The 22976-nt window shown below is 53.9% G+C and carries 21 protein-coding genes; 7 read left to right on the top strand and 14 right to left on the bottom strand.

Annotated features, from left to right (window positions below; all coding sequences use genetic code 11):
• Positions 1-22: 22 nt before the first annotated feature.
• Both glgX and lipA read left to right on the top strand, forming a co-directional pair.
• Complete coding sequence (glgX, locus tag E2L00_RS07665; protein ID WP_167609248.1) at positions 23-2098, top strand: glycogen debranching protein GlgX; 2076 nt, start codon at positions 23-25, stop codon at positions 2096-2098.
• Positions 2099-2377: 279 nt separating this feature from the next.
• Positions 2378-3343: a lipoyl synthase gene (lipA, locus tag E2L00_RS07670; RefSeq protein ID WP_167609251.1), complete on the top strand. Its 966-nt coding sequence runs from the start codon at positions 2378-2380 to the stop codon at positions 3341-3343.
• A 97-nt stretch (positions 3344-3440) separates the two neighbouring features.
• On the opposite strand, the gene tatE is transcribed toward lipA, so the two are convergent.
• Together tatE and E2L00_RS07680 are read right to left on the bottom strand one after the other, a co-directional pair.
• On the bottom strand, positions 3441-3644 hold the full coding sequence (gene tatE, locus E2L00_RS07675) for a twin-arginine translocase subunit TatE (RefSeq protein WP_167609254.1): 204 nt from the start codon (positions 3642-3644) through the stop codon (positions 3441-3443).
• 128 nt (positions 3645-3772) lie between these two features.
• Entirely contained in the window at positions 3773-4561 is a 789-nt protein-coding gene (locus tag E2L00_RS07680) for a deaminated glutathione amidase (RefSeq protein ID WP_167609257.1), read from the bottom strand.
• Between the two features lie 105 nt (positions 4562-4666).
• Between E2L00_RS07680 and crcB the strand changes: the two genes are divergently transcribed.
• The gene (crcB, locus tag E2L00_RS07685) at positions 4667-5050 is read left to right on the top strand and encodes a fluoride efflux transporter CrcB (protein WP_167609260.1); all 384 of its coding nucleotides are present in this window, start codon (positions 4667-4669) and stop codon (positions 5048-5050) included.
• A gap of 217 nt (positions 5051-5267) precedes the next feature.
• Here crcB and cspE read toward each other — a convergent pair whose 3' ends face one another.
• From cspE to E2L00_RS07720, 7 genes are all read right to left on the bottom strand, one after another.
• Entirely contained in the window at positions 5268-5477 is a 210-nt protein-coding gene (cspE, locus tag E2L00_RS07690; protein ID WP_012542460.1) for a transcription antiterminator/RNA stability regulator CspE, read from the bottom strand.
• A 194-nt stretch (positions 5478-5671) separates the two neighbouring features.
• Positions 5672-6205, bottom strand: coding sequence for a lipid IV(A) palmitoyltransferase PagP (gene pagP, locus E2L00_RS07695; protein WP_167609263.1), 534 nt, complete (start codon positions 6203-6205; stop codon positions 5672-5674).
• Between the two features lie 233 nt (positions 6206-6438).
• Complete coding sequence (locus E2L00_RS07700) at positions 6439-9558, bottom strand: efflux RND transporter permease subunit (RefSeq protein ID WP_167609266.1); 3120 nt, start codon at positions 9556-9558, stop codon at positions 6439-6441.
• Entirely contained in the window at positions 9555-11009 is a 1455-nt protein-coding gene (locus E2L00_RS07705) for an efflux RND transporter periplasmic adaptor subunit (RefSeq protein WP_167609270.1), read from the bottom strand. The genes E2L00_RS07700 and E2L00_RS07705 overlap by 4 nt, the downstream gene beginning before the upstream one ends.
• Positions 11006-12265, bottom strand: a complete 1260-nt coding sequence (locus E2L00_RS07710) for a TolC family protein (protein WP_167609273.1) — start codon at positions 12263-12265, stop codon at positions 11006-11008. Before E2L00_RS07710 ends, E2L00_RS07705 begins: the two co-directional genes overlap by 4 nt.
• A gap of 11 nt (positions 12266-12276) precedes the next feature.
• Positions 12277-12603 (bottom strand): copper-binding protein, encoded by a 327-nt coding sequence (locus tag E2L00_RS07715; RefSeq protein ID WP_167609276.1) that lies wholly within the window; start codon positions 12601-12603, stop codon positions 12277-12279.
• Positions 12604-12668: 65 nt separating this feature from the next.
• Complete coding sequence (locus E2L00_RS07720) at positions 12669-13025, bottom strand: hypothetical protein (RefSeq protein ID WP_167609279.1); 357 nt, start codon at positions 13023-13025, stop codon at positions 12669-12671.
• A 454-nt stretch (positions 13026-13479) separates the two neighbouring features.
• Here E2L00_RS07720 and dcuC point away from each other — a divergent pair, with 454 nt between their 5' ends.
• Entirely contained in the window at positions 13480-14856 is a 1377-nt protein-coding gene (dcuC, locus tag E2L00_RS07725) for an anaerobic C4-dicarboxylate transporter DcuC (RefSeq protein WP_167609282.1), read from the top strand.
• A gap of 252 nt (positions 14857-15108) precedes the next feature.
• On the top strand, positions 15109-15906 hold the full coding sequence (gene rna / locus E2L00_RS07730; protein WP_167609285.1) for a ribonuclease I: 798 nt from the start codon (positions 15109-15111) through the stop codon (positions 15904-15906).
• Here the strand turns inward: rna and E2L00_RS07735 are convergent, their stop codons facing one another.
• The 3 genes from E2L00_RS07735 to E2L00_RS07745 all read right to left on the bottom strand — a co-directional run bounded on the left by E2L00_RS07735 (position 15907) and on the right by E2L00_RS07745 (position 19355).
• Complete coding sequence (locus tag E2L00_RS07735) at positions 15907-17214, bottom strand: MFS transporter (protein WP_167609288.1); 1308 nt, start codon at positions 17212-17214, stop codon at positions 15907-15909. It abuts the gene before it with no gap.
• Positions 17215-17271: 57 nt separating this feature from the next.
• A complete protein-coding gene (locus E2L00_RS07740; RefSeq protein WP_167609291.1) occupies positions 17272-18219 on the bottom strand; it encodes a 2-hydroxyacid dehydrogenase in 948 nt (315 codons plus the stop codon).
• 143 nt (positions 18220-18362) lie between these two features.
• The gene (locus tag E2L00_RS07745; RefSeq protein ID WP_167609295.1) at positions 18363-19355 is read right to left on the bottom strand and encodes a LacI family DNA-binding transcriptional regulator; all 993 of its coding nucleotides are present in this window, start codon (positions 19353-19355) and stop codon (positions 18363-18365) included.
• Between the two features lie 195 nt (positions 19356-19550).
• Here E2L00_RS07745 and idnO point away from each other — a divergent pair, with 195 nt between their 5' ends.
• Positions 19551-20315: a gluconate 5-dehydrogenase gene (gene idnO, locus E2L00_RS07750; protein ID WP_167609298.1), complete on the top strand. Its 765-nt coding sequence runs from the start codon at positions 19551-19553 to the stop codon at positions 20313-20315.
• A gap of 10 nt (positions 20316-20325) precedes the next feature.
• On the top strand, positions 20326-20799 hold the full coding sequence (locus E2L00_RS07755; RefSeq protein WP_167609301.1) for a NanQ anomerase/TabA/YiaL family protein: 474 nt from the start codon (positions 20326-20328) through the stop codon (positions 20797-20799).
• A gap of 49 nt (positions 20800-20848) precedes the next feature.
• On the opposite strand, the gene E2L00_RS07760 is transcribed toward E2L00_RS07755, so the two are convergent.
• Together E2L00_RS07760 and E2L00_RS07765 are read right to left on the bottom strand one after the other, a co-directional pair.
• A complete protein-coding gene (locus E2L00_RS07760) occupies positions 20849-21103 on the bottom strand; it encodes a hypothetical protein (protein WP_167609687.1) in 255 nt (84 codons plus the stop codon).
• Between the two features lie 226 nt (positions 21104-21329).
• Complete coding sequence (locus tag E2L00_RS07765) at positions 21330-22976, bottom strand: glycoside hydrolase family 13 protein (protein WP_167609304.1); 1647 nt, start codon at positions 22974-22976, stop codon at positions 21330-21332.

Below are 22976 nucleotides of genomic sequence, written 5' to 3' on the forward strand. Positions count from 1 at the left end.
AAAATTCAATGAGGAAGAATAAATGACAAACGGTAAATCTTTTGAAATCATAGCGGGATCCAGCCATCTACTCGGCGCCAATTTCGATGGCGAGGGCGTCAATTTCGCTCTCTTCTCAGCGCACGCGGAGCGCGTCGAACTCTGTCTTTACGATCCGAGCGGCAAGATCGAAATCGCAAAAATGGAGCTGCCGGAGTACACCCATGAGATCTGGCATGGTTATGTGCCGGGTCTGAAACCCGGTGCGCTCTATGGCTTTCGCGTCCATGGCCCTTACGATCCCCAAAACGGCCACCGCTTTAATCCCAACAAGCTTCTGATCGATCCCTATGCGCGCGAGCTTGTCGGCAACATCGAGTGGAATGAAGCGCATTTTGCCTACGATCTGTTGCATAAGGATAAGGACCTGACTTTTGATACACGCGATAGCGCGCCGTTTATGCCGAAGTGTCGGGTTATCGATCCTGATGAATGCAACTGGCAGGGAAACAATCGCCCGGAGATTCCGTGGCCAAAAACGGTTCTCTACGAAACCCATGTAAAAGGCTTTACGCAGCTTAACTCCGCCATTCCTGAGAAACTGCGCGGCACCTTTGAAGGTATGAGCCACAAAGCCTCCGTCGACTATATCAAAAGTCTCGGTATCACCTCGGTTGAACTGCTGCCGGTCCACTGGTTCCCGGACGATCAGCATCTGCTTGATAAGGGACTGAAGAATTTCTGGGGCTATAACTCGCTCGGCTTCTTCGCGCCAGCCTCGCGCTATTACGGGCCAAAGGGTATCCAGGGCTTTCGCGATATGGTGCGCACGTTTCACGATGCCGGTATCGAGGTGATCCTTGACGTGGTTTACAACCACACGGCGGAAGGCAACGAGCTTGGCCCAACCTTGTCGTTAAAGGGTATCGACAACTTTTCCTATTACCGCACCCTGACCAACAGGCATCGCTATTACATCAACGACACCGGCACGGGTAACACCGTAAATACTTCACATCCGCGGGTGCTGCAGATGGTGATGGATTCGCTGCGTTACTGGGCGGAATCGATGCATATCGACGGTTTCCGCTTCGATCTCGGTACTATCCTTGGCCGCGAGCCGGGAGGTTTTAATGAGCGCGGCGGCTTTTTCGACGCGATAATCCAGGACCCGGTACTTTCCAGGCTGAAGCTGATTGGCGAACCCTGGGACATCGGCCCGGGCGGCTATCAGGTCGGCGGCTTCCCGCCAGGCTGGGCGGAGTGGAACGATAAATACCGTGACACGGTGCGTGAATACTGGCGGGGCGATAATGTCCCGACCGATTTTGCCGCCCGCCTGCTCGGTTCCGGCGATCTTTACGATCAGCGCGGAAGGCGGCCCTGGGCGAGCGTTAACTTTGTCACCGCCCACGACGGCTTTACGCTCAACGATCTGGTTTCCTATAACGAAAAGCACAACGAGGCAAACGGCGAGGAGAACAATGATGGTCACAACGACAACCGTTCTTACAACTACGGTGCCGAAGGCCCTACCGAAGACGAGGGTATTAATGCGGTTCGCGACCGCCAGAAGCGTAATTTCCTCGCCACGATGATCTTTTCCCACGGCACGCCAATGCTGCTGGCCGGCGACGAGTTCGGCCGCAGCCAGATGGGCAACAATAACGGTTACTGCCAGGACAGCGAAATCTCCTGGGTCCGCTGGGACAATCTGCCGGAAAGCAGCGAGGCGCTGCGCGAGTTCACGCGCCAGCTGCTTAAGCTTCGGGCCAGGCAGCCGTTGCTCCGCCGTGAGAACTGGCGCGACGGCATGATTATCAAGTGGTTCAACGCGGGCGGCGGCCCCCAGCAGCCGGAGCACTGGGACGAGGGTTCAACGCTCGGTGTTTATATCGGCCGCCCGGATCTCCAGCAACAGGAAGGTATCTGGCACGACGTGCTGATGTTGTTCAATCCTTTCGAAGGCAACGTGCCGTTCCGTATCCCACAGTTCGGTGAGGGCGGCTGGGTGCTTGAAGTTACCACCTCCGATACCGCAAAGCGCGGCCTCGTCATCACCAGGGAAAAGGATTTCGAGCTTGAAGGGCGCAGCATTGCCCTGTTCAGGCGGCCTTAAATAGTACAGGCGGAACGGCCGGGCAGCAGGCCGGTCGTTCTCCGTTACCCTGGCGCAGGACGCGCCCGGCGGGACGCTTTTCGCCAGCCGTTAACCTCTAAAGCACACAAAGCAACAACTCATTTACAATTCTTTCCCCATTTCCTGCGCATCTCGGCTGATTTATTCACGCCAGTGATGCTATACTCCGGGGCGCAATTCAAAAATAGTTGATAAATAAAACACTAACTTGAATTCAATCAGACTGACCTCGTTATCCGCAACTGGAACACGCACCATATGAGTAAACCCATTGTAATGGAACGCGGCGTTAAGTACCGCGACGCCGATAAAATGGCTCTGATCCCGGTTAAAAACGTGGTGACAGAGCGCCAGGAGCTGTTAAGAAAGCCAGAATGGATGAAGATCAAACTTCCATCTGACTCTACCCGCATCCAGGGTATCAAAGCGGCAATGCGTAAAAACGGCCTGCATTCCGTGTGCGAAGAAGCCTCCTGCCCGAACCTGGCTGAGTGCTTTAACCACGGCACCGCCACTTTTATGATCCTTGGCGCAATCTGTACTCGTCGTTGCCCATTCTGTGATGTTGCCCATGGTCGCCCTGTTGCGCCGGATGCCAACGAACCCGTTAAGCTTGCACAGACTATCGCTGATATGGCGCTGCGCTACGTGGTTATCACTTCCGTTGACCGCGATGATTTACGCGACGGTGGCGCGCAGCACTTCGCCGACTGTATTTCCGCCATCCGCGAGAAAAACCCGACGATCAAAATCGAAACGCTGGTCCCGGACTTCCGTGGCCGTATGGATCGCGCTTTAGAGATCCTTACCGCAACGCCGCCAGACGTGTTCAACCATAACCTGGAAAACGTGCCGCGTATTTACCGCAAAGTACGTCCGGGCGCGGACTATAACTGGTCGCTGAAACTGCTGGAGCGTTTTAAAGAAGCCCATCCGGATATCCCGACAAAATCGGGTCTGATGGTAGGCCTTGGCGAAACCAACGAAGAAATCGTTGAAGTGATGCGTGATTTACGCCGTCACGGCGTGACAATGTTGACGCTGGGGCAGTATTTGCAGCCAAGCCGTCACCATCTGCCGGTGCAGCGTTACGTGAGCCCGGATGAGTTCGAAGAGATGAAAGCCGAAGCGTTAGCTATGGGCTTTACTCACGCCGCCTGCGGCCCGTTTGTTCGCTCTTCTTACCATGCAGACCTGCAGGCCAAAGGCATGGAAGTCAAATAGTAGCGTTACAAAAAGTTACATATAATCCGCAGGGTAATAAAAAACCGGCTCTCAGAGGCCGGTTTTTTTATCTCAATGTCTGCAAATAATGCAGAAATCAGTCTTTGTGCGAGATGCGTTCCGCCGGAGCTTCGGCGCCGGAGGCTGGCTTAGCGCTGCTTTCGTCATCGTTCATGGCCTTTTTAAAGCCCTTGATAGCCGCGCCGAGATCGCCGCCTAACGAGCGCAACTTCCTGGTACCAAATAACAATACAATCAGTGCGCCAATTACCAGCAGCTTGGTAATGCTAATCTCTCCCATACCTACCTTCTTAAGTCATGCTTGCCGTGGATACGGCGAAAAATAAACCGGGCTAATTAACGGCTATTTGCCCGTGCGACACAATAGCAATCTGTAACAAGGTGAATCAAGCCCTGTTTAAAAAAACATCAGCACAGACGAGGCGCTGCGAAACGGCGATTCTTCAGTACCGGCAACATCGCCCGTACGGATGCAACGCGTTCGCTGGCAAGCTCGGCATAAAGCAGGGCTGGCGTTTCTGCCGCGCTGGCAATAGTCACGCCAAGCGGATCGATAACCTTACTCTGACCAATGTTTCTGTTGCCACATTCGCCGGATGCTACCACATAACAGGTGGTATCGAGCGCACGCGCGGTCAATAATGTTGACCAGTGCAGCTCTTTATGCGGCCCACGCAGCCAGGCCGCCGGTAAAACAAGCACCTCGGCCCCCGCTAAAGCCAGACTCAGCGCCATTTCCGGAAAACGCAGATCGTAACAGGTGAGCACTCCTACTTTCATCCCCGCCACGTCAATTAATGGCGCGAGCTGGTCACCGGCATCAACTAAACGGGACTCCTGCACGTTAAACGCGTCATAAAGATGAATTTTCTGGTAGCGGCCGATAACTTCACCAGCACGCAAAACCAGCAGAGTATTAGCCGCTCTGCCCGCCGTGGTGCGTAGATGAAGCGTAAAAACCGTGGTTAGCTTATTTTTACGGCTTTCCTCAAGAAGAACATGAAGGTATTCACCGTTGGCTTCCTGCGCAGAATTCACCGACATATCAGGATCTTTGTCGTCTCGCGCTAAAATGGCTTCCGGTAAGACCAGCATATCGGCTCCCTGCAAAGCCGCCTGCGCCATTAACGCTATGCAAGTACGCGCGTTATCCTGCCAGACATTACCCACTGCAAACTGCCCCACCGCGACTTTCATTCCCGTTCCCCTGCCCGTGACGTTTAATTTCAGTATATCGGCTGTAAATGAGATTGTACGAGCGCTACACTCCTGACTTCTAAATTATGAAAACAGGAAAGCGTAGTGTTACAGATACTGGCGGCCGTATTTATCGGAGGCGGAACGGGCAGCGTGATACGCTGGTTTTTGAGCCTGAAACTCAATCCCGTTCACGGCGCGATCCCGATTGGCACATTAACAGCAAACCTTTTGGGCGCGTTTATTATTGGTATGGGATTAGCCCTGTTCAGCCGCCTTACCCATCTTGATCCCTTCTGGAAACTGCTTATCACCACCGGTTTTTGTGGCGGTTTGACAACGTTTTCTACTTTTTCGGCAGAGGTTGTTTTTTTGCTGCAGGATGGACGCCTTGCCTGGGCCGCCCTGAACGTTCTGCTTAACCTGGCGGGCTCATTTATGATGACCGCGCTCGCATTCTGGCTGGTTTCCGTTGCGGCCAGCCACTAAAAGCTAACGCGTTAAGGTTGGCTTAATGATTGTCTGCCACCATCCGGAAAAACGAAAAAAGGGGCGTCAAAGGACAATGAAAGAGCGAGTCGTTGGCTGGGGAGCAGTGCTGCTGAGTGCGTTGATCGTGGTATGCTTTTTGAAAATGTATCTGTTTGCCTGATCGACAGACGAAAAAAACCCGCCTTAGCGGGTTTTTAAATTCTGCTGGTAGCGACTAGATAGCCATTACGTTTGCAGCAGAAGGGCCTTTGGCACCGTTAGTGATTTCAAACTCAACGCGCTGGCCTTCAGCCAGGGTTTTGAAACCATTGCTCTGGATTGCAGAGAAATGTACGAACACGTCTTTGCTGCCATCTTCCGGAGTAATGAAACCAAAGCCTTTGGACTCATTAAACCACTTAACGTTACCTTTAATCTTAGACATCAAAATTACCTTTACATGAAAAATAGACACAAATGCTGTGTCGCACATCAGTACAACAATTGTGATGGGTTTTGTCCAGTACCGAAATGAGAAAAAGTGACAAAAGTCGCTAATTTTTTTATCAATTGCCGATTACCCCTTGTTTTTAAAAGGGTATAAAAAACGGGTGATGTTGAGCCGTCGCCGATATCGGTTTAGAACTGAAAACGCATCCAGGCAAAATAGACGTTACCGTTGTTATAAGTCCCTGGAATATAAGTCATCTGGAAGATTACTGGGCCATAACCTGCTGAGGCTAAAGGCAAAATAACCGGGACGGGAATATACTTCCAGTTATCGCGTGCGGTGGCGCCAACGGTATACCCTAACCCCAGATGAAAATGCTCATCCGCTAACGGACGCCAGGTTTTTTCCCAGCCGTAACCGCCAATGGGCTCCCATTTGTTATAAGAATCCTTAAAAGCCATCAGGTAGATGCCGTGCCAGTTGCCTTTTTCATCCCAGCGGGACTGACCAAAACCGCCGCCCCACGGATGTTCGTTATAACGATCGGTTTTCTCTTTATCATAGGCAAAACGGGCATGCCAGGTAATGGCCGGAACATAAAGATCGTAACGTTCGGGTTCGTTCCATGTTTGCGAGACGCCGGAAGAAAAAGCGTGCCAGGTTTTGCTGAACTCGCCCTCCTCTGCCGCGCAAAGGCCGGGCGCAATAGCTAAAGAAGTCATAAAGGAATTAAAGAGTAATAGCTTATTATTCAAATTCACATACCACATACCGATCCGCTACAAGGCCTGACGAAGCTTAAATTAATAGAATCTATAAGGGACAGGGATTACTCTTAAAATCACCGGCAGATTTTTAAATCTGATGCAGTATTTTTTTAGCTAGCTAACAGGCATCCTGTCTTTAAGCCAATCCTCCGCAACCTTTTATCAGCCGCAGAGGATTAAGAAGCCAACTACTTTTCTTTTTTCAGTAATAGATAAAGCGCCGGGATCACCAACATAGAAAGCAGTGGAGCGGTAACCATGCCACCAATCATCGGCGCCGCAATACGTCGCATCACCTCCGACCCGGCGCCATCGCCCCACATAATCGGCAGCAAGCCTGCCATAATAGTCGCCACCGTCATGATTTTTGGTCGCACACGCAGCACCGCGCCTTCATGGATCGCCCGCATCAGCATCAGGTTACCACCTTCAGGATCGGCAATTTTATGTTTAGCGAAGGCATGATTTAAATAAAGCACCATAATAACGCCAAATTCCGCCGCCACTCCGGCTAAAGCGATAAAACCAACGGCACCGGCGACAGATAAATTATACCCTAATAAATAGAGCAGCCAGACGCCGCCTATTAATGAAAAGGGTAGCGTTCCCATAATTAATAACGCATCGCCGATGCGGGAAAATGTCACGTAAAGCAGGACAAAAATGATTGCCAGCGTAAAAGGCAAAACGATTTTTAATTTCTCAATTGCTCGCTCAAGATATTCAAATTGTCCCGACCAGGATAACGTCACGCCCTGCGGTAATTTCACCTGCTCAGATACAACCTTCTGCATCTCCTCTACGGCCGATTTCAGGTCACGTCCGCGCAGGTCAACATAAATCCAGTTAGACAGCCGGGCGTTCTCGCTTTTCAGCATTGGTGGGCCGGCGGTAATGGCGATATCTGCCAGCTCAGAGAGCGCGATCTGGCTACCGTTCGCCGTCACAACCGGCATATCACGCAGCTGCTGCACGTTGTCACGTATTCCACGCGGGTAGCGTACGTTGATGGGATAACGCTCTCGCCCTTCTATCGTCTCGCCGATATTTTGCCCGCCCACTACCGTCGCCACCAGCGATTGCAGTTCTTTAACGGAGACGCCAAACCTTGCCGCCTTACGCCGGTCGATAGTAATGTCCACGTAGCGCCCACCGGCCAGCCGCTCTGCAAGGGCCGAGGTTACGCCCGGGACCTGCTTCACCACGCGTTCGATTTGCCCGGCTACCTGTGCAATCGCCGCAATATTATTGCCGTTCACTTTAATCCCTACGGGGCTTTTAATGCCCGTCGCCAGCATATCCAGGCGGTTGCGAATCGGCGGCACCCATACGTTGGCGATACCCGGCACGTTCACCACGCTATCCAGCTCGCTCACCAGTTTGTCCATAGTCATGCCGGCTCGCCACTGTTCGCGTGGTTTGAAGCGAATAGTCGTTTCAATCATCGTTAAGGGTGCCGGGTCCGTCGCGGTTTCTGCCCGCCCCGCTTTACCAAAGACGGTTTCCACTTCCGGTACGGTTTTAATCAGCCGGTCGGTTTGTTGCAGGAGCCGTCCCGCCTCGCGAGCTGAAATACCCGGCAGCGTAGAGGGCATATAAAGGAGATCTCCTTCATCCAGCGGCGGCATAAACTCACTGCCCAGACGGCTTAGCGGCCAGAGTGTCGCAGCCAGCAAAATACCCGCTATCAGCAGCGTGGTTTTAGGACGCGCCAGAACCGTGTCGAGCAGCGGCTCATAAACCGCAATTAACCAGCGGTTGAGAGGATTAGCTTTCTCATCGGGGATTTTCCCGCGAATGAAATAGCCCATCAGCACCGGCACCAGCGTAATCCCAAGCCCGGCGGCAACCGCCATGGCGTAGGTTTTAGTAAACGCCAGCGGTGAGAACATGCGGCCTTCCTGCGCCTCCAGCGAAAACACCGGAATAAACGACAGCGTGATAATCAGCAAACTACAAAACAGCGCCGGGCCCACTTCCACCGCCGCCTGCTCCGAAATCCGCCAGTAGTCTGCACTTCCCGGTTGCTTATCGGGATTTTCATGCCGCCACTGCTCCAGCACCTTGTGCATATTTTCAATCATCACGATGGCCGCATCCACCATCGCGCCGATAGCAATCGCGATGCCGCCGAGCGACATAATATTGGCGTTCACCCCCTGGTAATGCATGACGATAAACGCACCCAGAATGCCAAGCGGCAAGGTGATTATCGCCACCAGCGCCGAACGGAAGTGGAATAAAAATAAAATGCAAATCGCAGCGACAACGATGAACTCTTCGAGCAGCTTGTGGGAAAGCGTTTCAATCGCGTTTTCAATCAGCTGGGAGCGATCGTATACCGGCACAATTTCGACGCCGGCAGGCAGGCTTTTCTTTAGCTGTTGGATTTTCGCTTTGACCGCGTTAATCGTCTCAAGCGCATTTTTGCCGTAGCGCATAACGATAATGCCGCCCGCAACTTCTCCCTCGCCGTTAAGCTCTGCGACCCCACGGCGCATTTCCGGCCCCAGGCGCAGCGTCGCCACGTCCGAAAGCAGCACCGGCACACCTTCGCGCGTGGTAATGACAATCTGTTTAAAATCATCCAGATGCTTCAGATAGCCCGCCGTGCGCACCATATATTCGGCTTCGCCCATCTCAATGACCGACCCGCCGCCTTCCTGATTTGCGCTTTGCACGGCGTCAGTAACCCGATCGTGAGTGATATTCAGGGCGCGCATCCGCTGTGGATCGAGCACAATCTGATACTGCCGGACCATGCCCCCAACGCTCGCCACCTCTGAAACGTTCGGAACAGTTTTTAGCTCGTACTTCAGCGTCCAGTCCTGCAACGCACGCAGATCCGCCAGGCTATGTTTGCCGGTCCTGTCCATCAGCGCGTATTCATAGACCCAGCCCACTCCCGTCGCATCTGGCCCCAGAGACGCTTTTGCTTCAGCAGGAAGCTGCGACTGCGCCTGGCTTAAATACTCCAGCACGCGGGAGCGCGCCCAGTACGGATCGGTTCCGTCATCAAACAGGATGTAAACGTATGAATCACCGAACATCGAAAATCCGCGCACCGTTTTTGCTCCGGGCACGGAAAGCATGGTGGTCGTCAGGGGATAAGTCACCTGATCCTCCACCACCTGCGGCGCTTTTCCCGGATAGCTGACCCGAACAATGACCTGAACATCAGAAAGATCGGGCAGCGCATCAAGCGGCGCACGCTGCAAAGACCAGAGTCCCCACGCCGCCAGGCCTGCTGCCGCCAGCAGCACCAGCAGGCGATTTTTAAGCGACCAGCGAATAACTGCGGCAATCATTTCATTGCCCCCGCCATCGGCATCAGATGGGTGATAACCGCGCCCGCTTTTTCATCCATCGTGAAGCTGAACATCACCTCCTCACCCACCTTCACACGCTGTGCGTCAGCCGGAGATTGCAGGGAAAAGTCCATGGTCATCGCCCCCCATTTCAGCGCCGGAATCGGCTGATGAGAGAGCGTCACCGCTTCATCCTCAATGGCCTTCACCACGCCCTGGCCCTGATATTCCACTTTCTGCGCGGCGGCAGATTCCTCCTGCGGCAGCGCGCTGCGCAAACTGGCCTCGGAGTCAATCAGGAACTGGCCAGAAGTCACCACCTTATCGCCCGCTTTCAAACCCTGCTTAATTTCGACCCAGCCATTTTCTGTAGCACCCGCCACCACGTTTACCGGACTAAAATAGCCTTCTCCCGCAGCTACCAGCACGCGGCTTTCGCTTCCTGTCTCGATTAATGCCTCCTCAGGAATAGCCAGCACCGCCGTTCGCGGTTGCCCGTTAGCCAACTTAACATTGAGATACATACCCGGTTTTAGCTTCGCATCTGGATTGTCCAGCACGATGCGCGCCTTAAGCGTGCGCGTTGTGGTTTCCATATTCGGGAGTAATTCGCTAATGCGTCCGTGGAAAGCCTCGCCCGGCCAGCTATCGGACTGGGCAATAATCTCGCTACCGACCTGAAGCGCCCGGGCCTGCGTCTGTGGATAGTCGATAACAATCCATACCGACTCAAGGCTTGCTATCTCAAACAGCGGCGCGGTTGCTGCAACCTGAGCGCCTTCGCGCGCGTCGAGTTTATTGATGTAACCCGCCTGTTTAGCCCGCACGGTAATTCGCGTTTGCGGTTTACCGCTGCGTTCAACCTGACGGATAACCTCCGCCGGCATAAATTGCAGTTGCAGACGTTCCCGCGCCGCGGCGCTCAATGCGCTGTCACCCAGCTTGCGTACCGCCAGATATTCCTGCTGGGCGGCTGTCCACTCGGGGATCCAAAGCTGGGCCAGCGCCTCGCCGCTTTTTACAAACTGCTGCGGAGCTTTCACAAACAGCTTTTCGACCACGCCATTCGCGCTGGCGGAAATAACCTGTAGGCTGCGTTCATCCGTGGTCACCGTCGCGAAAGCAGCAAGCTGATAGTTCAACGTTTTTCGCTCAACGCCTGCGGTTTTAATCCCCAGATTCTGCTGCTGGCGAGCGCTGACGCTCACCCCGCCTTCATCCGCCGTTTCATCGGCATAGCGCGGCACCAGATCCATATCCATAAAGGGTGATTTACCCGGCTTATCAAAGCGCTGCCCGGGAGTCATTGGGTCGTACCAGTACAGCACCTTGCGCTCCGGCTGCACGCTTGCCGCTGGCGCCTGATGGTTTTGTTTTCCAGCGTAGTAACCGGCGCCTGCCGCAACGACAATCGCCGCCGCCAGCAGGGAGAGCTGAAGAGAAGTTTTCATAACGTATTTTCCTGCGGCGTCAGATAGCGGATGGCAGCCCAGGCCTGGGCTACGGCTTTCTCGGCGTTGCTGGCGGTCAGTTCGGCGTCCAGCAGCGCACGGCGTGCATCAAGAAGTTCGGCAAGCGAGGATTGCCCCGAGCGATATTGCGCTTCGAGCAGCGAAAGACGCTGGCGCTGTAACGGCAGGATTTCCTTCTGCTGGCGCTGCCAGAGCGTCCGGGCATATTGATATTCCGCCACCAGGCTGCGCACCAGCGCCACGTGTTCACGTTTAGCCAGCGCCAGTTGGTCGTTAGCCTCTCTCGAGCGGGAGACGTCCGCCGAATAATCCTTGTCCTGGCGTTGCGATCTGAACATCGGCAGATCGACGGTGAACATCACGCCCGCCATATCGTCATAATCATCCGCGCGATGCGCGTAATAAACTTCCACGCCCACGTCCGGTTTTGCCGCCACGGCAGACTGAGCGGAGCGCGCTTTCGCTACGTCTGCTTCACGCGCCGCCTGCACCACTTCGGGATGTTCCATCACGCCCTGCTCCAGTAACGCCGGATCGGCAGGTAAACGCTGATAACGAGGCATAGCCCCGCTTGCCGCATCCACCTGCTCACCGGTCAGTTGCAGCAGGCGAGTCTGCGCGAGCGTAACGTCACGCTCGGCAAGCGTGACTTTGTCTTGCATGCCCAGTAGCGTCATGTGGATATCCACCACGCCTGAAGCAGGCGAACTGCCGCTGGCGACCGTGGCTTTCTGCACAACGGCCTGACGTTTGGTTTCGGCTACCAGTTTGCGGGCGGACGCCAGCGCCTTTGTGGACAATGCTAAATCAAGCCACGCCTGTGCCGTCGCACGCTGAAGCGTGGCGCGAATCACTTCGGCCCTGGCCTTGCTGCTGGCGGACTGGGCGAGGATGACTTCGGCTTTACGGTCGCGTTTCTCGCGGCTTATATAATCCTGCATGATGCCGATGCGCTGCATGGTCATCCCTTCGCGGGTAAAGCGATGACCGTTACTGCCCTGCACCGGGACATTTTCAATGCCAAATTTCAGCTTCGGATCGGGCAATTCGCGTGCGGAATCCGCCATCGCATTAAGCGCATTGCTTTGGTTACGGTTCGCTGATAGTTCAGCGGAATACCGTTCAGCGGCGGTCAGGGTCTGTTGCAGGCTTAATTCTGCCGCGTTAGCGGCGGCAGAAACGGACGCGGCAAACAGCACCCCACCGAGCCACAGGCTCAGGGAACGTTGTTTCATGATGGCCTCGATTACTTAGTCGGCGTAACCGAGGTGAGCCGATAGCCGTCACCCTGCTGGCTAAAGGTGAAATCAACCGTATCGCCTGCTTTTAGCTGCGGCAATATGCCTTTAGCCGGAAGGCTAAAAGTCATCGTCATCGCAGGCCAGTTCAGCGCAGGCACGGGTTTGTGGGCGATAGAAAGGGAATCGGCAGCCACTTTTTTCACCACGCCGTGGCTTTGATAAACCTCAGCGGCGGGCATTTCGTGGGGCATGGCCATATCGTGAGTAGCGGCATTCGCCACGGAAGCAGACAGCGCGATAGCTGCAAGGATACGAGCAAAAATTACAGGCATAAAAATCTCCAGAACACAGGTCAAAGGGGTGGGCAAAACGCCCGGAAACCGTGACGGTGCTGGAGTTATTCTCTAAAGCGACAAAACCGAATGGTGGCCGGAGGGCCGGTTGCGGGGGGAGCAAGCTGCGAGACGGGCATCGCCGCAGGCGCGCAGTCAGGCACCATCAGCGCCAGCGTATCGGTCACCGGAAGCGCCACCACATCGCTGTGGCCGTTATCCTTGTGCATGACGTCTGGTATGCAGTGCTTCTCGCAAAGCGGGCCGCTGATTTTCGCCATTGACGGGTGACCATCCGCCATCAGCATATGTTCGCTATGCTGAATGCTTACCGCCTGGGCGCTGACATCTATCGGGCAATCGTGTGAAGCCACCGCCGCCTGGCTGTTGACAAAGAGCCAGCCAAACGCCAACAGCAGCATCAAAAGATGCTTTCTGAAAAAGCGTAAACGGCTTGTCGACCAGTAAGCGGATTGCAAAATATAAATCCCGAAAATAGATGTGGCGGAAGTATAAGCACGACTCCTTTATATTTTAAAGTTTTTTTAGCCTGCTTTACGTTCAGGATTTTAATTAACAAACCGTTAATATAAATTTAATTTTATTATTACCGAATAGTTAATTAATTCATGGGCCGCAGGAAAAATCCGTAACCACAAGCAATAAGTAAATGTCACAATTGCCGGGCTGCTTGCAAAAGCGTCACGTAATATGAGCAGAGTGGTTGAAAGTTGACGCTCATCAGAAAATCGCGTTAATCGCTCAGGCACATTTTTACCGCTTTGCAGAATACTGCAAAGGTCACTATGGTTTATTTTTCAGGCATTCGGTTGCGTTCAGGCCCGGCAAACCGCGGCGGGCGCAACGGGGGATATTATGCTTACTTTGCTGGAATTACTTATTGGGGTTGTGGTAATCGTTGGCGTAGCTCGCTACATCATCAGGGGTTACTCCGCCACCGGCGTTCTCTTCGTCGGCGGCTTATTATTACTGATCGTCAGCGCCTTAATGGGCCATCAGGTATTACCTGACAGCGCTGAAAGTACCGGCTACAACGCGACCGATATTGTCGAATACGTAAAAATCCTGCTGATGAGTCGCGGGGGCGATCTCGGCATGATGATTATGATGCTATGTGGATTTGCTGCTTATATGACCCATATTGGCGCAAACGACATGGTGGTAAAGCTCGCGTCAAAGCCGCTGAAATTTATTAATTCACCGTATATTCTGATGATTGCCGCCTATTTCGTGGCGTGCCTGATGTCGCTGGCGGTTTCTTCCGCAACCGGCCTCGGCGTGCTGTTAATGGCAACGCTGTTCCCGGTCATGGTCAACGTGGGCATCAGTCGCGGCGCGGCGGCGGCAATTTGCGCCTCTCCGGCTGCGATTATTCTTTCCCCAACGTCCGGCGATGTGGTGCTGGCTGCCAAAGCCGCTGAAATGTCGCTGGTGGATTTTGCCTTTAAAACTACCGTGCCTATTTCCGTCGCCGCCATTGTTGCCATGGCGATTGCCCACTTCTTCTGGCAACGCTATCTGGATAAAAAAGAGCACATCAGCCATGAAGTGCTCGACATCAGCGAAATTCAGACCACCTCGCCGTCGTTTTACGCCATTCTCCCCTTTACGCCCATCATCGGCGTGCTGATTTTTGACGGCAAATGGGGCCCGCAACTGCATATTATTACCATTCTGGTTATCTGCATTCTGCTGGCGGCGCTCATCGAATTTTTCCGTAGTTTCAGTACGCAAAGCGTTTTTTCCGGGCTTGACGTGTGCTATCGCGGCATGGCGGATGCCTTTGCTAACGTGGTGATACTGCTGGTTGCAGCGGGCGTCTTTGCGCAGGGGCTGAGCACCATTGGCTTTATTCAGAGCCTGATTTCAATTGCCACATCGTTTGGTTCCGCGAGTATTATTCTGATGCTGGTGCTGGTGATTCTGACCATGCTGGCTGCGATGACCACCGGCTCCGGTAACGCGCCGTTCTATGCCTTCGTTGAGATGATTCCAAAACTTGCCCACTCTTCGGGCATCAACCCGGCATATCTGGCCATCCCAATGTTGCAGGCCTCTAACCTGGGCCGCACTATCTCCCCGGTTTCCGGCGTGGTGGTCGCCGTCGCGGGGATGGCGAAAATCTCGCCGTTCGAAGTGGTTAAGCGCACCTCTGTGCCAATTGCCGTCGGTCTGCTGGTGGTGATTATCGCCACTGAGATTCTGGTGCCTTCGGCAGCGTTGCTTCCCTGATCCTTACCACGGTGAATAAGCGCCTCAGCGAGGCGCTTTAGGCTGCTGATAAAAGAAGGAAAAGCGTGGTTTTTCCTTCTTGTGCTTAACAGCTGAAAAGCAATCCTTTGATTTTCCTTATTTTTATTCGGCGGCATAGGTTCAACCTGTGCTGTTTGAGAGTTTGTCATCAGTCTGAAGCGCCTCTGTAAGACGCTTTTTTATGGTTTAATAAGCTCCTTTCTGGACATTATCACCTCACGGAACCTCATCATGTGGCAAAACGCGCTTGTCCTGACCACCACGCTTGCAACCAGCCTGCTTGCCCACGCCGAAACTCTGCATCCGAAACAGTACGGTGATTTCGCTACTTATGTACTGGCGCTCTCCTGGCAGAGCGGTTTTTGTCAGAACCTGCATGAGCGTAAGCGGAAAGAGCCTGGCGAATGCAAACTCCAGCAGGAACAGGCGGACAAGCGGACATTTCTCACCGTGCATGGCCTGTGGCCCGGCCTGCCAAAATCGGTTTCCTCACGCGGCGTGGATAACAAACTCTGGATGCGCTACGGCTGCGCCACACGTCCTGTTCCGAATATGGCGGAAGCTCGCGGTTCGCAAAAATGTAGCGCTCCGGCTCCGGATTTATCAGCGGATATCGCAGCAAAGCTTTCTGGCGTGATGCCGGGCGCGGGCGGTCATTCTTGCCTTGAGCGCTATGAGTTTGCTAAGCACGGCGCATGTTTCGGCTTTGACCCGAACGCCTACTTTGGCACCATGGTGCGCCTTAACACGCAATTCAAACAAAGCGCCTTCGGTGGGTTCCTGGCGCAAAATTATGGCAAAGTCGTCACGCGGAAAGCGTTCAATAAAGCGCTGAAGAAAAGCTGGGGAAGCGATGCGGTGAAGGCGGTAAAGCTGACCTGTAACGGCAATCCGGCGTATCTGACGGAAATGCAGGTAACGCTTGAGGCGGCAAAAATTAACGATCCGCTAAGCGACGCCTCCTTCGCCAGGCAAAAAAATCCAGGCAACTGCGCTAAGCAGTTCCGCCTGGATGCAGTGGGTTACTGATTATCCCGCAACGCGCGCCTCGTCTGCGGCTGGCTTACGGCTACTTTCCGGCGTCAGATCGCAGTTTTTTGGCAGCGTTAAGGTTATCAATGCGGCAATCACCAGGGAACCTGCCAGCGCGCATACCGCCACGTTTTGCCCGTAGAGATATATCATCATTCCGACCAGCCAGGGCCCGCAAAATCCGCCCAGGTTTCCCAGCCCGTTAATCACACCGCGCGCCCCACCGGCCACCTCCGGCGAAGCAATACGCCCTGGAATAGACCAGAAAGGACTGGTTGCGGCTTTGAGGAAAAATCCGCATGCCACCAGCGCAATATATGCGGCAACGATGTTATGCCGCAGCACAACCGAGGCCAGCAGCGCGGCTGCGAAACAGAGCAGTGAAATCATCACCCATCGACGGCGTTTCCCGGTTTTATCGCTGAGCGTTGAAATGACGTAGATGCCGATAATCGTCGCCACAAAGGGCAGGATCGCCAGCAGTCCAACACCGGCCATGTTCGCACCGGTCAGATTCTTCAGGATGGTCGGCAGCCACAGCGTATAGCCGTAATCGCCCGTCTGATAGAAAAAGTTCAGCGCCACCAGCTTCATCAAACCGCTGTTGCGGAACACATCACGCAGGGGCGCTTTGCTCACCGGCTGTTTCAGGCTGCGCGCCTGACGGTCGCTTTCCAGCTCGGCCAGCAAATAGTCGCGTTCTGCGGCAGGCAGCCAGCGCGCTTGCTGAGGACGGTCGCTGATAAGCCCCCACCATATTGCCAGCACCACGATCGACAGCAGCCCTTCGATGATAAACAGCCAGCGCCAGTCCAGCCCCTGAATAATCGCCCCGGAAATCGGCGCTGTGACCATGCCGCCAATAGGCGCAAACATCATCACAAAAGCGTTGGCGCGGCCGATTTCCCGCTCCGGGAACCAGTTGCTGATCATCGTCAGCACCACGGGTAACATGCCGCCTTCGGCAACGCCGAGTACAAAACGCAGCACCAGCACCTGATAATTATTGGTCACAAATCCCGTAGCGATAGACACCACGGCCCAGGCAACCAGCGACCAGGCAATAAACTTCTTACCGCTGCCGTTAACGGCAATGCGCCCACCGGGGATCTGCAAAAACAGATAGCCGATAAAAAAGATCCCGCTGGTGAGGCCAGCCATTTGGCTGGTAATAGCTAAATCGGCTTCCATTCCACCGGGTAGCGCAAAACTAATGTTCACCCGGTCCATAAAGGAAATAATACAGGCGATTAAAACAGGCGCGACCACGCGCCACCAACGAGTGCCGGGAATTTTCTTTTCCATGGTATTTTTCCATGACGATAAAAGACATTGCCCTTTTTAATAAAGGGCGCCGGTAAATTAATTAATGCGGTGCGGCAGCGGCCGGTGGTTGAAATAAGCGTCCACGTTTTCGAAAACAATATTACTCATACGTTGACGAGTTTCGTGCGTAGCGCTGGCAACGTGCGGTTGTAATACTACGTTATCCATGGCGATAAATTCTGCGGGCACCTTCGGCTCCTGGGAAAAAACGTCAAGCCCGGCTCCGGCAATATCGCCATTTTGCAGAGCAGCAATTAAATCCGGCTCATTAATAATGCTGCCGCGGGCGATATTAATCACCAGCGCATGATTAGGTAGCGCCTGAAAAACCTGACGATTTACTATTCCCAGGCTTTCCTTGCCGCCTGAAACCGCAACGATGAAAAAATCGCTGTTCTTCGCAAGGCTAAGCACGTCTTCGCACCAGCGGTACGGCAGCGCCGCATCTGCCTGCCGGTCCGTGTAATAGATCTCCATATCAAACCCGGCGGCGCGGCGGGCAATGGCGCGGCCAATGTTACCCATGCCAAAAATCCCGATGCGTTTGCGGCTCACCTGCGTTGCCAGCGCCGGGTTTTCCTGTAACCAGCGTCCTTCACGTACAAAGCGGTCGCCCTGGCAAAGCTTACGGGCGCTGCTGAGTAATAATCCGAAGGCTAAATCAGCAACGTCATCGGTCAGCGCACCTGCGGTGATAGTCACAGCAATGTTGCGGCGGCGGGCATAGTCCAAATCCACCGCATCGGTGCCGACGCCGAAAATGGCGATGACGCCAGCCTGCGGCAGATTTTCCAGCACGGCGGTGGTTACGCCAACGTCGCCACGCGTTACCACAGCGCCAATCTGTGCGCCGTTTTCAACAAGCCAGGAGGCGGCGTCCGGCTGCTGATAAAGGCGATGAACGGTGTAATGCGCATCAAGCCGTTGCAAAAGCGCATCCATCACAGGAGCAATAAGTAATACATGTTGGGCAGGTTGTGACATGGTTCCCCCGGTTAAGTCGTTAAGGCAAAATTTCTGCTTAACATCAAAACCGTTTTAAGCGCAGGGTTTTGCGACACAGGTCACGTGAATTTATGTTAGAAAACCCTGTTACCGTTAGCGTGATCGCTTCAGCACTTTGCAAACTACAGCGTACCGCCGAGGGATAAGCGGTAGTGTAAATCGACCCGTTCGATGGTCGGTTGCCCGTTGATTTTCTTGAGCAAAATCTCGGTGGCCACTTTGCCTATCTCAAAGCGCGGGGTAACCACGCTTGCAAGCTTCGGCACCGTAACCTGGCCAATTTCCAGCCCGTGAAATCCGGCGATGCCGAGCTGTTCCGGCACGCGGATATTTCCCGCCTGGCATTCCTGTAACACTCCTGCGGCAAGATCGTCGTTGGTGCACAGAATGCCGTCCATATCCGGGTACATCTGTCGCGCCATCGCCATCATACCGGTGCCAACGCTGACGGACGAAACCTTGTTCGGCATGAGTCGCCCGTTCGCCAGACCCGCGTCCGCCATGGCTTTGCAGTAGCCCTCATAGCGTTTGATATCCCGCACGTCGGCCATTGAACCAAAGTAGATGATACGTTTTTTACCGCTGGCAATCAGCGTATTGGTCATATCAAAACCGGCGCGGAAGTTATCAAAACCGACGTTAATACGCCCGCTGTTCGCAACTAAATCCATCACTTCCGCGACCGGAATGCCGGCGGCGGTTAAATACTTTTCGGTACGCAATGTATGCACAGTTTCGGTCAGGATTAATCCTGCGACGTTAAAACCCAGCACCGTAGCGATTTGCTCTTCTTCACGCTCGCGGTCGTAATCATAATTAACCACCAGCGTCTGGTAGCCTGAACGGGCTGTTACAGATTCAATGCCTGCCAGTAAATCGGCAAAAATCTGGTTATGAAAGGAGGGAATGATCACGCCGATACGCGGCTGCATATTGCTTGCCAGCGCCCGATTTTCCGGGTCCGGCATATAATTCACTTCCGCCATCACTGCGGCAATGCGGGCGGCGGTTTCCGGGGCGACCTTATCCGGCGTGCGCAAATAGCGGCTGACGGTCATTTTCGTGACCCCGGCCAGGGCGGCGATATCCTGCAAGGTAATGCGCTGGTACTTCATCTGGCTTTCCTGATAACCACGCGGAAAAAGGATTATGCCCCGCAATGCCGACAAAAGAAAAGCCGCCGCGCTTCACACTCCAGGTATCATGCGGGCGTAACACTATTCACAGTGATCTGCTTCACAGTTTTGCAGCGGCTGAACCGCTTTGATAGGAGGCATTGATTACCACGCATTAAATACTGGAACCCCACTATGAATAACTTATTTACGCTCGACAATAAGCGCGTATTAATTACCGGCTCCGCGCAGGGTATTGGCTTTTTATTAGCCCAGGGGCTGGCCGAACAGGGCGCTGAAATTATTATCAACGATATTACCGCCGAGCGCGCCGAGCATGCGGCGATGAAATTACGCGATTGCGGCTATACCGCATGGGTATCAGCTTTTAATGTTACCGACCCGGAAGCTGTAGAATCAGCAATTGAAAATATCGAACAGGAGATTGGCCCGATTGACGTACTGATAAATAACGCCGGTATTCAACGTCGTCATCCCTTTACCGAATTCCCGGTCAACGAATGGAACGATATTATCGCCGTCAACCAGACCGCGGTATTTTTAGTTTCGCAGTCCGTTTCCCGCCGCATGGTGAAACGCCAGGCCGGGAAAATCATCAATATTTGTTCCATGCAAAGCGAGCTGGGGCGCGACACCATCACGCCATACGCCGCTGCGAAAGGCGCGGTAAAAATGCTTACCCGCGGCATGTGCGTGGAGCTGGCTCGCTACAATATCCAGGTCAACGGTATCGCTCCGGGCTATTTCAAAACCGAGATGACCAAAGCGCTTGTCGAAGACGAAGCCTTCACACAGTGGCTGTGCAAACGTACTCCGGCTGCGCGCTGGGGCGATCCGCAGGAGCTGATTGGCGCCGCGGTGTTCCTTGCAAGCAAAGCATCAAACTTCGTCAACGGACATCTGCTGTTTGTTGATGGCGGCATGCTGGTTGCGGTCTGAGGAGTAGCGAATGATTATCGACAAATTAAGCAATGCGGCAAGCAACCCGGTTTATCCGCAGGCGATCCGCCACGCGCTACGGGCCATTGTAGCTAACAAACCGCAGCAGCTTGCCAACGGCAAATACCCCATCGAAGGTGAACTGATCTATTTCTCCGTCTTTGATGGCAAAACCAAACCGCTGGAAGAGCAGCGCCCGGAATTGCATGCCCGCTACATCGATATACATATTGTGCTTGAAGGTGAAGAGTTAATTGGTGCAGCACCGATAGAACAACGCCAGCAGCCAGACGGCGAATTCGACGAGCAAAACGATATTGGTTTCTTCAGGGGCATGGGCTGCGAAACGCTAATTAAACTACTGCCGGGCGACCTGGCGATCCTTTTTCCCGGCGAACTTCATCGCCCAATGGCAACGTCCGGCACGCCTGGCGCGCTGAGGAAAATCGTGGCGAAGATTGATGTGAATCTGATAAAAGAATAGCGCTTAGGCGGGTGCCGAGCACGTTCACCCGCCCTCCACCACAAACTGATTAAGAATGCCCGGCCTTCCACTCGTCGATCATCTCATCGGTCACCTCTTTTTTATAGCAAACAGGCGAATAGCCCCCTTCTCTACTCCAGGCGCTGCGACCGCCACACTGCCGTCCATTACGCATACTGTTATAGGGACAAGGGCAGTTGCCGGGGTAAGCCGCAATCGAAGCATCGATAATTTGCTGTTTAATATCGTCTTTGCTTTGCGCAGCATTGGCGGGATTTACCGCAGCCAGAAAGGCGCAAACCATGAACGCTGTCACCGATAAAGCGTTGCATTTCACCAAGTTACATCCTTTTGCGTAAGATGCAGAATTCTGTTCAGGACAGAATCTTACGCCGGTGAGTAACGACCCAATCAATGCAACACCGCGCCATTAACCGCTTATATTAACGTTAAATATGGCCATCCATTTGTCACGAGTGAACAGCCGCTTTCAGAAATTCAGGGTAGGCAAGCGCCGCCTACCCTGTTGCTCAAATCCTGTAAACCCGGGTCTCCCAGGCGTGCAGCCTGTAATCCTCATCCACCTGCGGATAATTACCCAGTACGCAATGCATCCCCTGAAGCGACAACTCCATATCCGACCAGCTTGCGGCTTTCGAAGACATATTGCACAGCACCAAAAAGGTGTCATCTTCCCGCTCGCGACGATAGGCATAAATCTGCTCGTGCTGCGGCAGTTCCAGCGCGTAGCGCCCGTAAATCAGCGTTTGCTCCTGTCGGCGCAGCTGGATCAGCGCACGATAGAAGTTCAGTACCGAATTCGGATCCTGTTGCTGGGAGGCGACGTTAATCATTTCGTAATTGGCATTGACCGGGAACCACGGCTCACCGTCGCTAAACCCGGCGTTGGGCCAGTTATTCCACTGCATCGGCGTGCGGGAGTTATCGCGTCCCGTATTGGTCAGAAATGCGATGATCTCTTCCTCGCTTCTGCCCTGCGCGGCTAATTCCCGCCACATGTTTTTCGCTGACACATCGTCAAAATCTTCTATCCCGCCAAAGCGGGTATTGGTCATGCCGATTTCCTGGCCCTGGTAGATAAACGGCGTGCCCTGCATCAGGAAATAAAGCGCGGCGATGCAGGTGGCGCTTTCCCGCCAGTGGTGCTCGGTATCGCCCCAGCGCGACGTGATGCGCGTCAGATCGTGATTTTCGACATACAGCGCATTCCAGCCTTTTCCTTCCAGCGCCTCCTGCCAGGCGGTAAAGATTTTCTTCAGCACGGCAGGTTCCGGCCGTAATCCTTCTTCCGGCTCCCACAAACGCACATGTTCAAACTGGAATACCATGCTCAACCTGTTGCGGTGCTCACCGACCCATTCCTCGGCGCGATCCGCAAACAGGCCGTTCATCTCGCCGACGGTGACGATATCGTAATGTTTGAACACGTTGCGACTCATATCATCTACGTAGTCCAGCAGCCCATCGTAATTCAGATGGCTTTTCATCGACGGGGCATAGCGTAACTTGTCCGGGTTAGGAGCATCGGCAAGCAGCGGCTCTTTTTTCATATGGGCGATAGCGTCGATGCGGAATCCGTCGATGCCTTTATTCAGCCACCAGCGCATCATGTCGTAAACCGCCGCGCGCATATCGTGATTTTCCCAGTTTAAATCCGGCTGACGACGGGTAAACAGATGCAGGAAATACTGCTCTGTCTGGGGATCGAATTCCCAGGCCGAGCCTTTAAAAATGCCCTCCCAGTTGTTAGGTTCCGCCCCGTTTTTACCCTCACGCCAGATGTACCAGTCACGCTTTGGATTATCGCGTGAGGAGCGGGACTCAAGAAACCACGGATGCTCATCGGAGGTATGATTCACCACCAGATCGATAATCAGCCGCATATCGCGCGCGTGCACGCCTTCCAGCAGCCGGTCGAAATCCGCCATGGTGCCGAACTCATCCATAATGGCCTGATAATCGCTGATATCGTAGCCGTTATCATCGTTAGGTGACTTGTACATCGGGCAGATCCAGATCAGATCGATGCCGAGGTCTTGCAGATAATCGAGTTTCTCGGTGATGCCGTTCAGATCGCCAATACCATCGCCGTTACTGTCTTTAAAACTGCGCGGATAAATCTGGTAGGCCACCGCCTCTTTCCACCAGCTCGCCAT

Source organism: Cedecea colo (genome assembly GCF_011808225.1).
Lineage (GTDB): Bacteria > Pseudomonadota > Gammaproteobacteria > Enterobacterales > Enterobacteriaceae > Dryocola > Dryocola colo.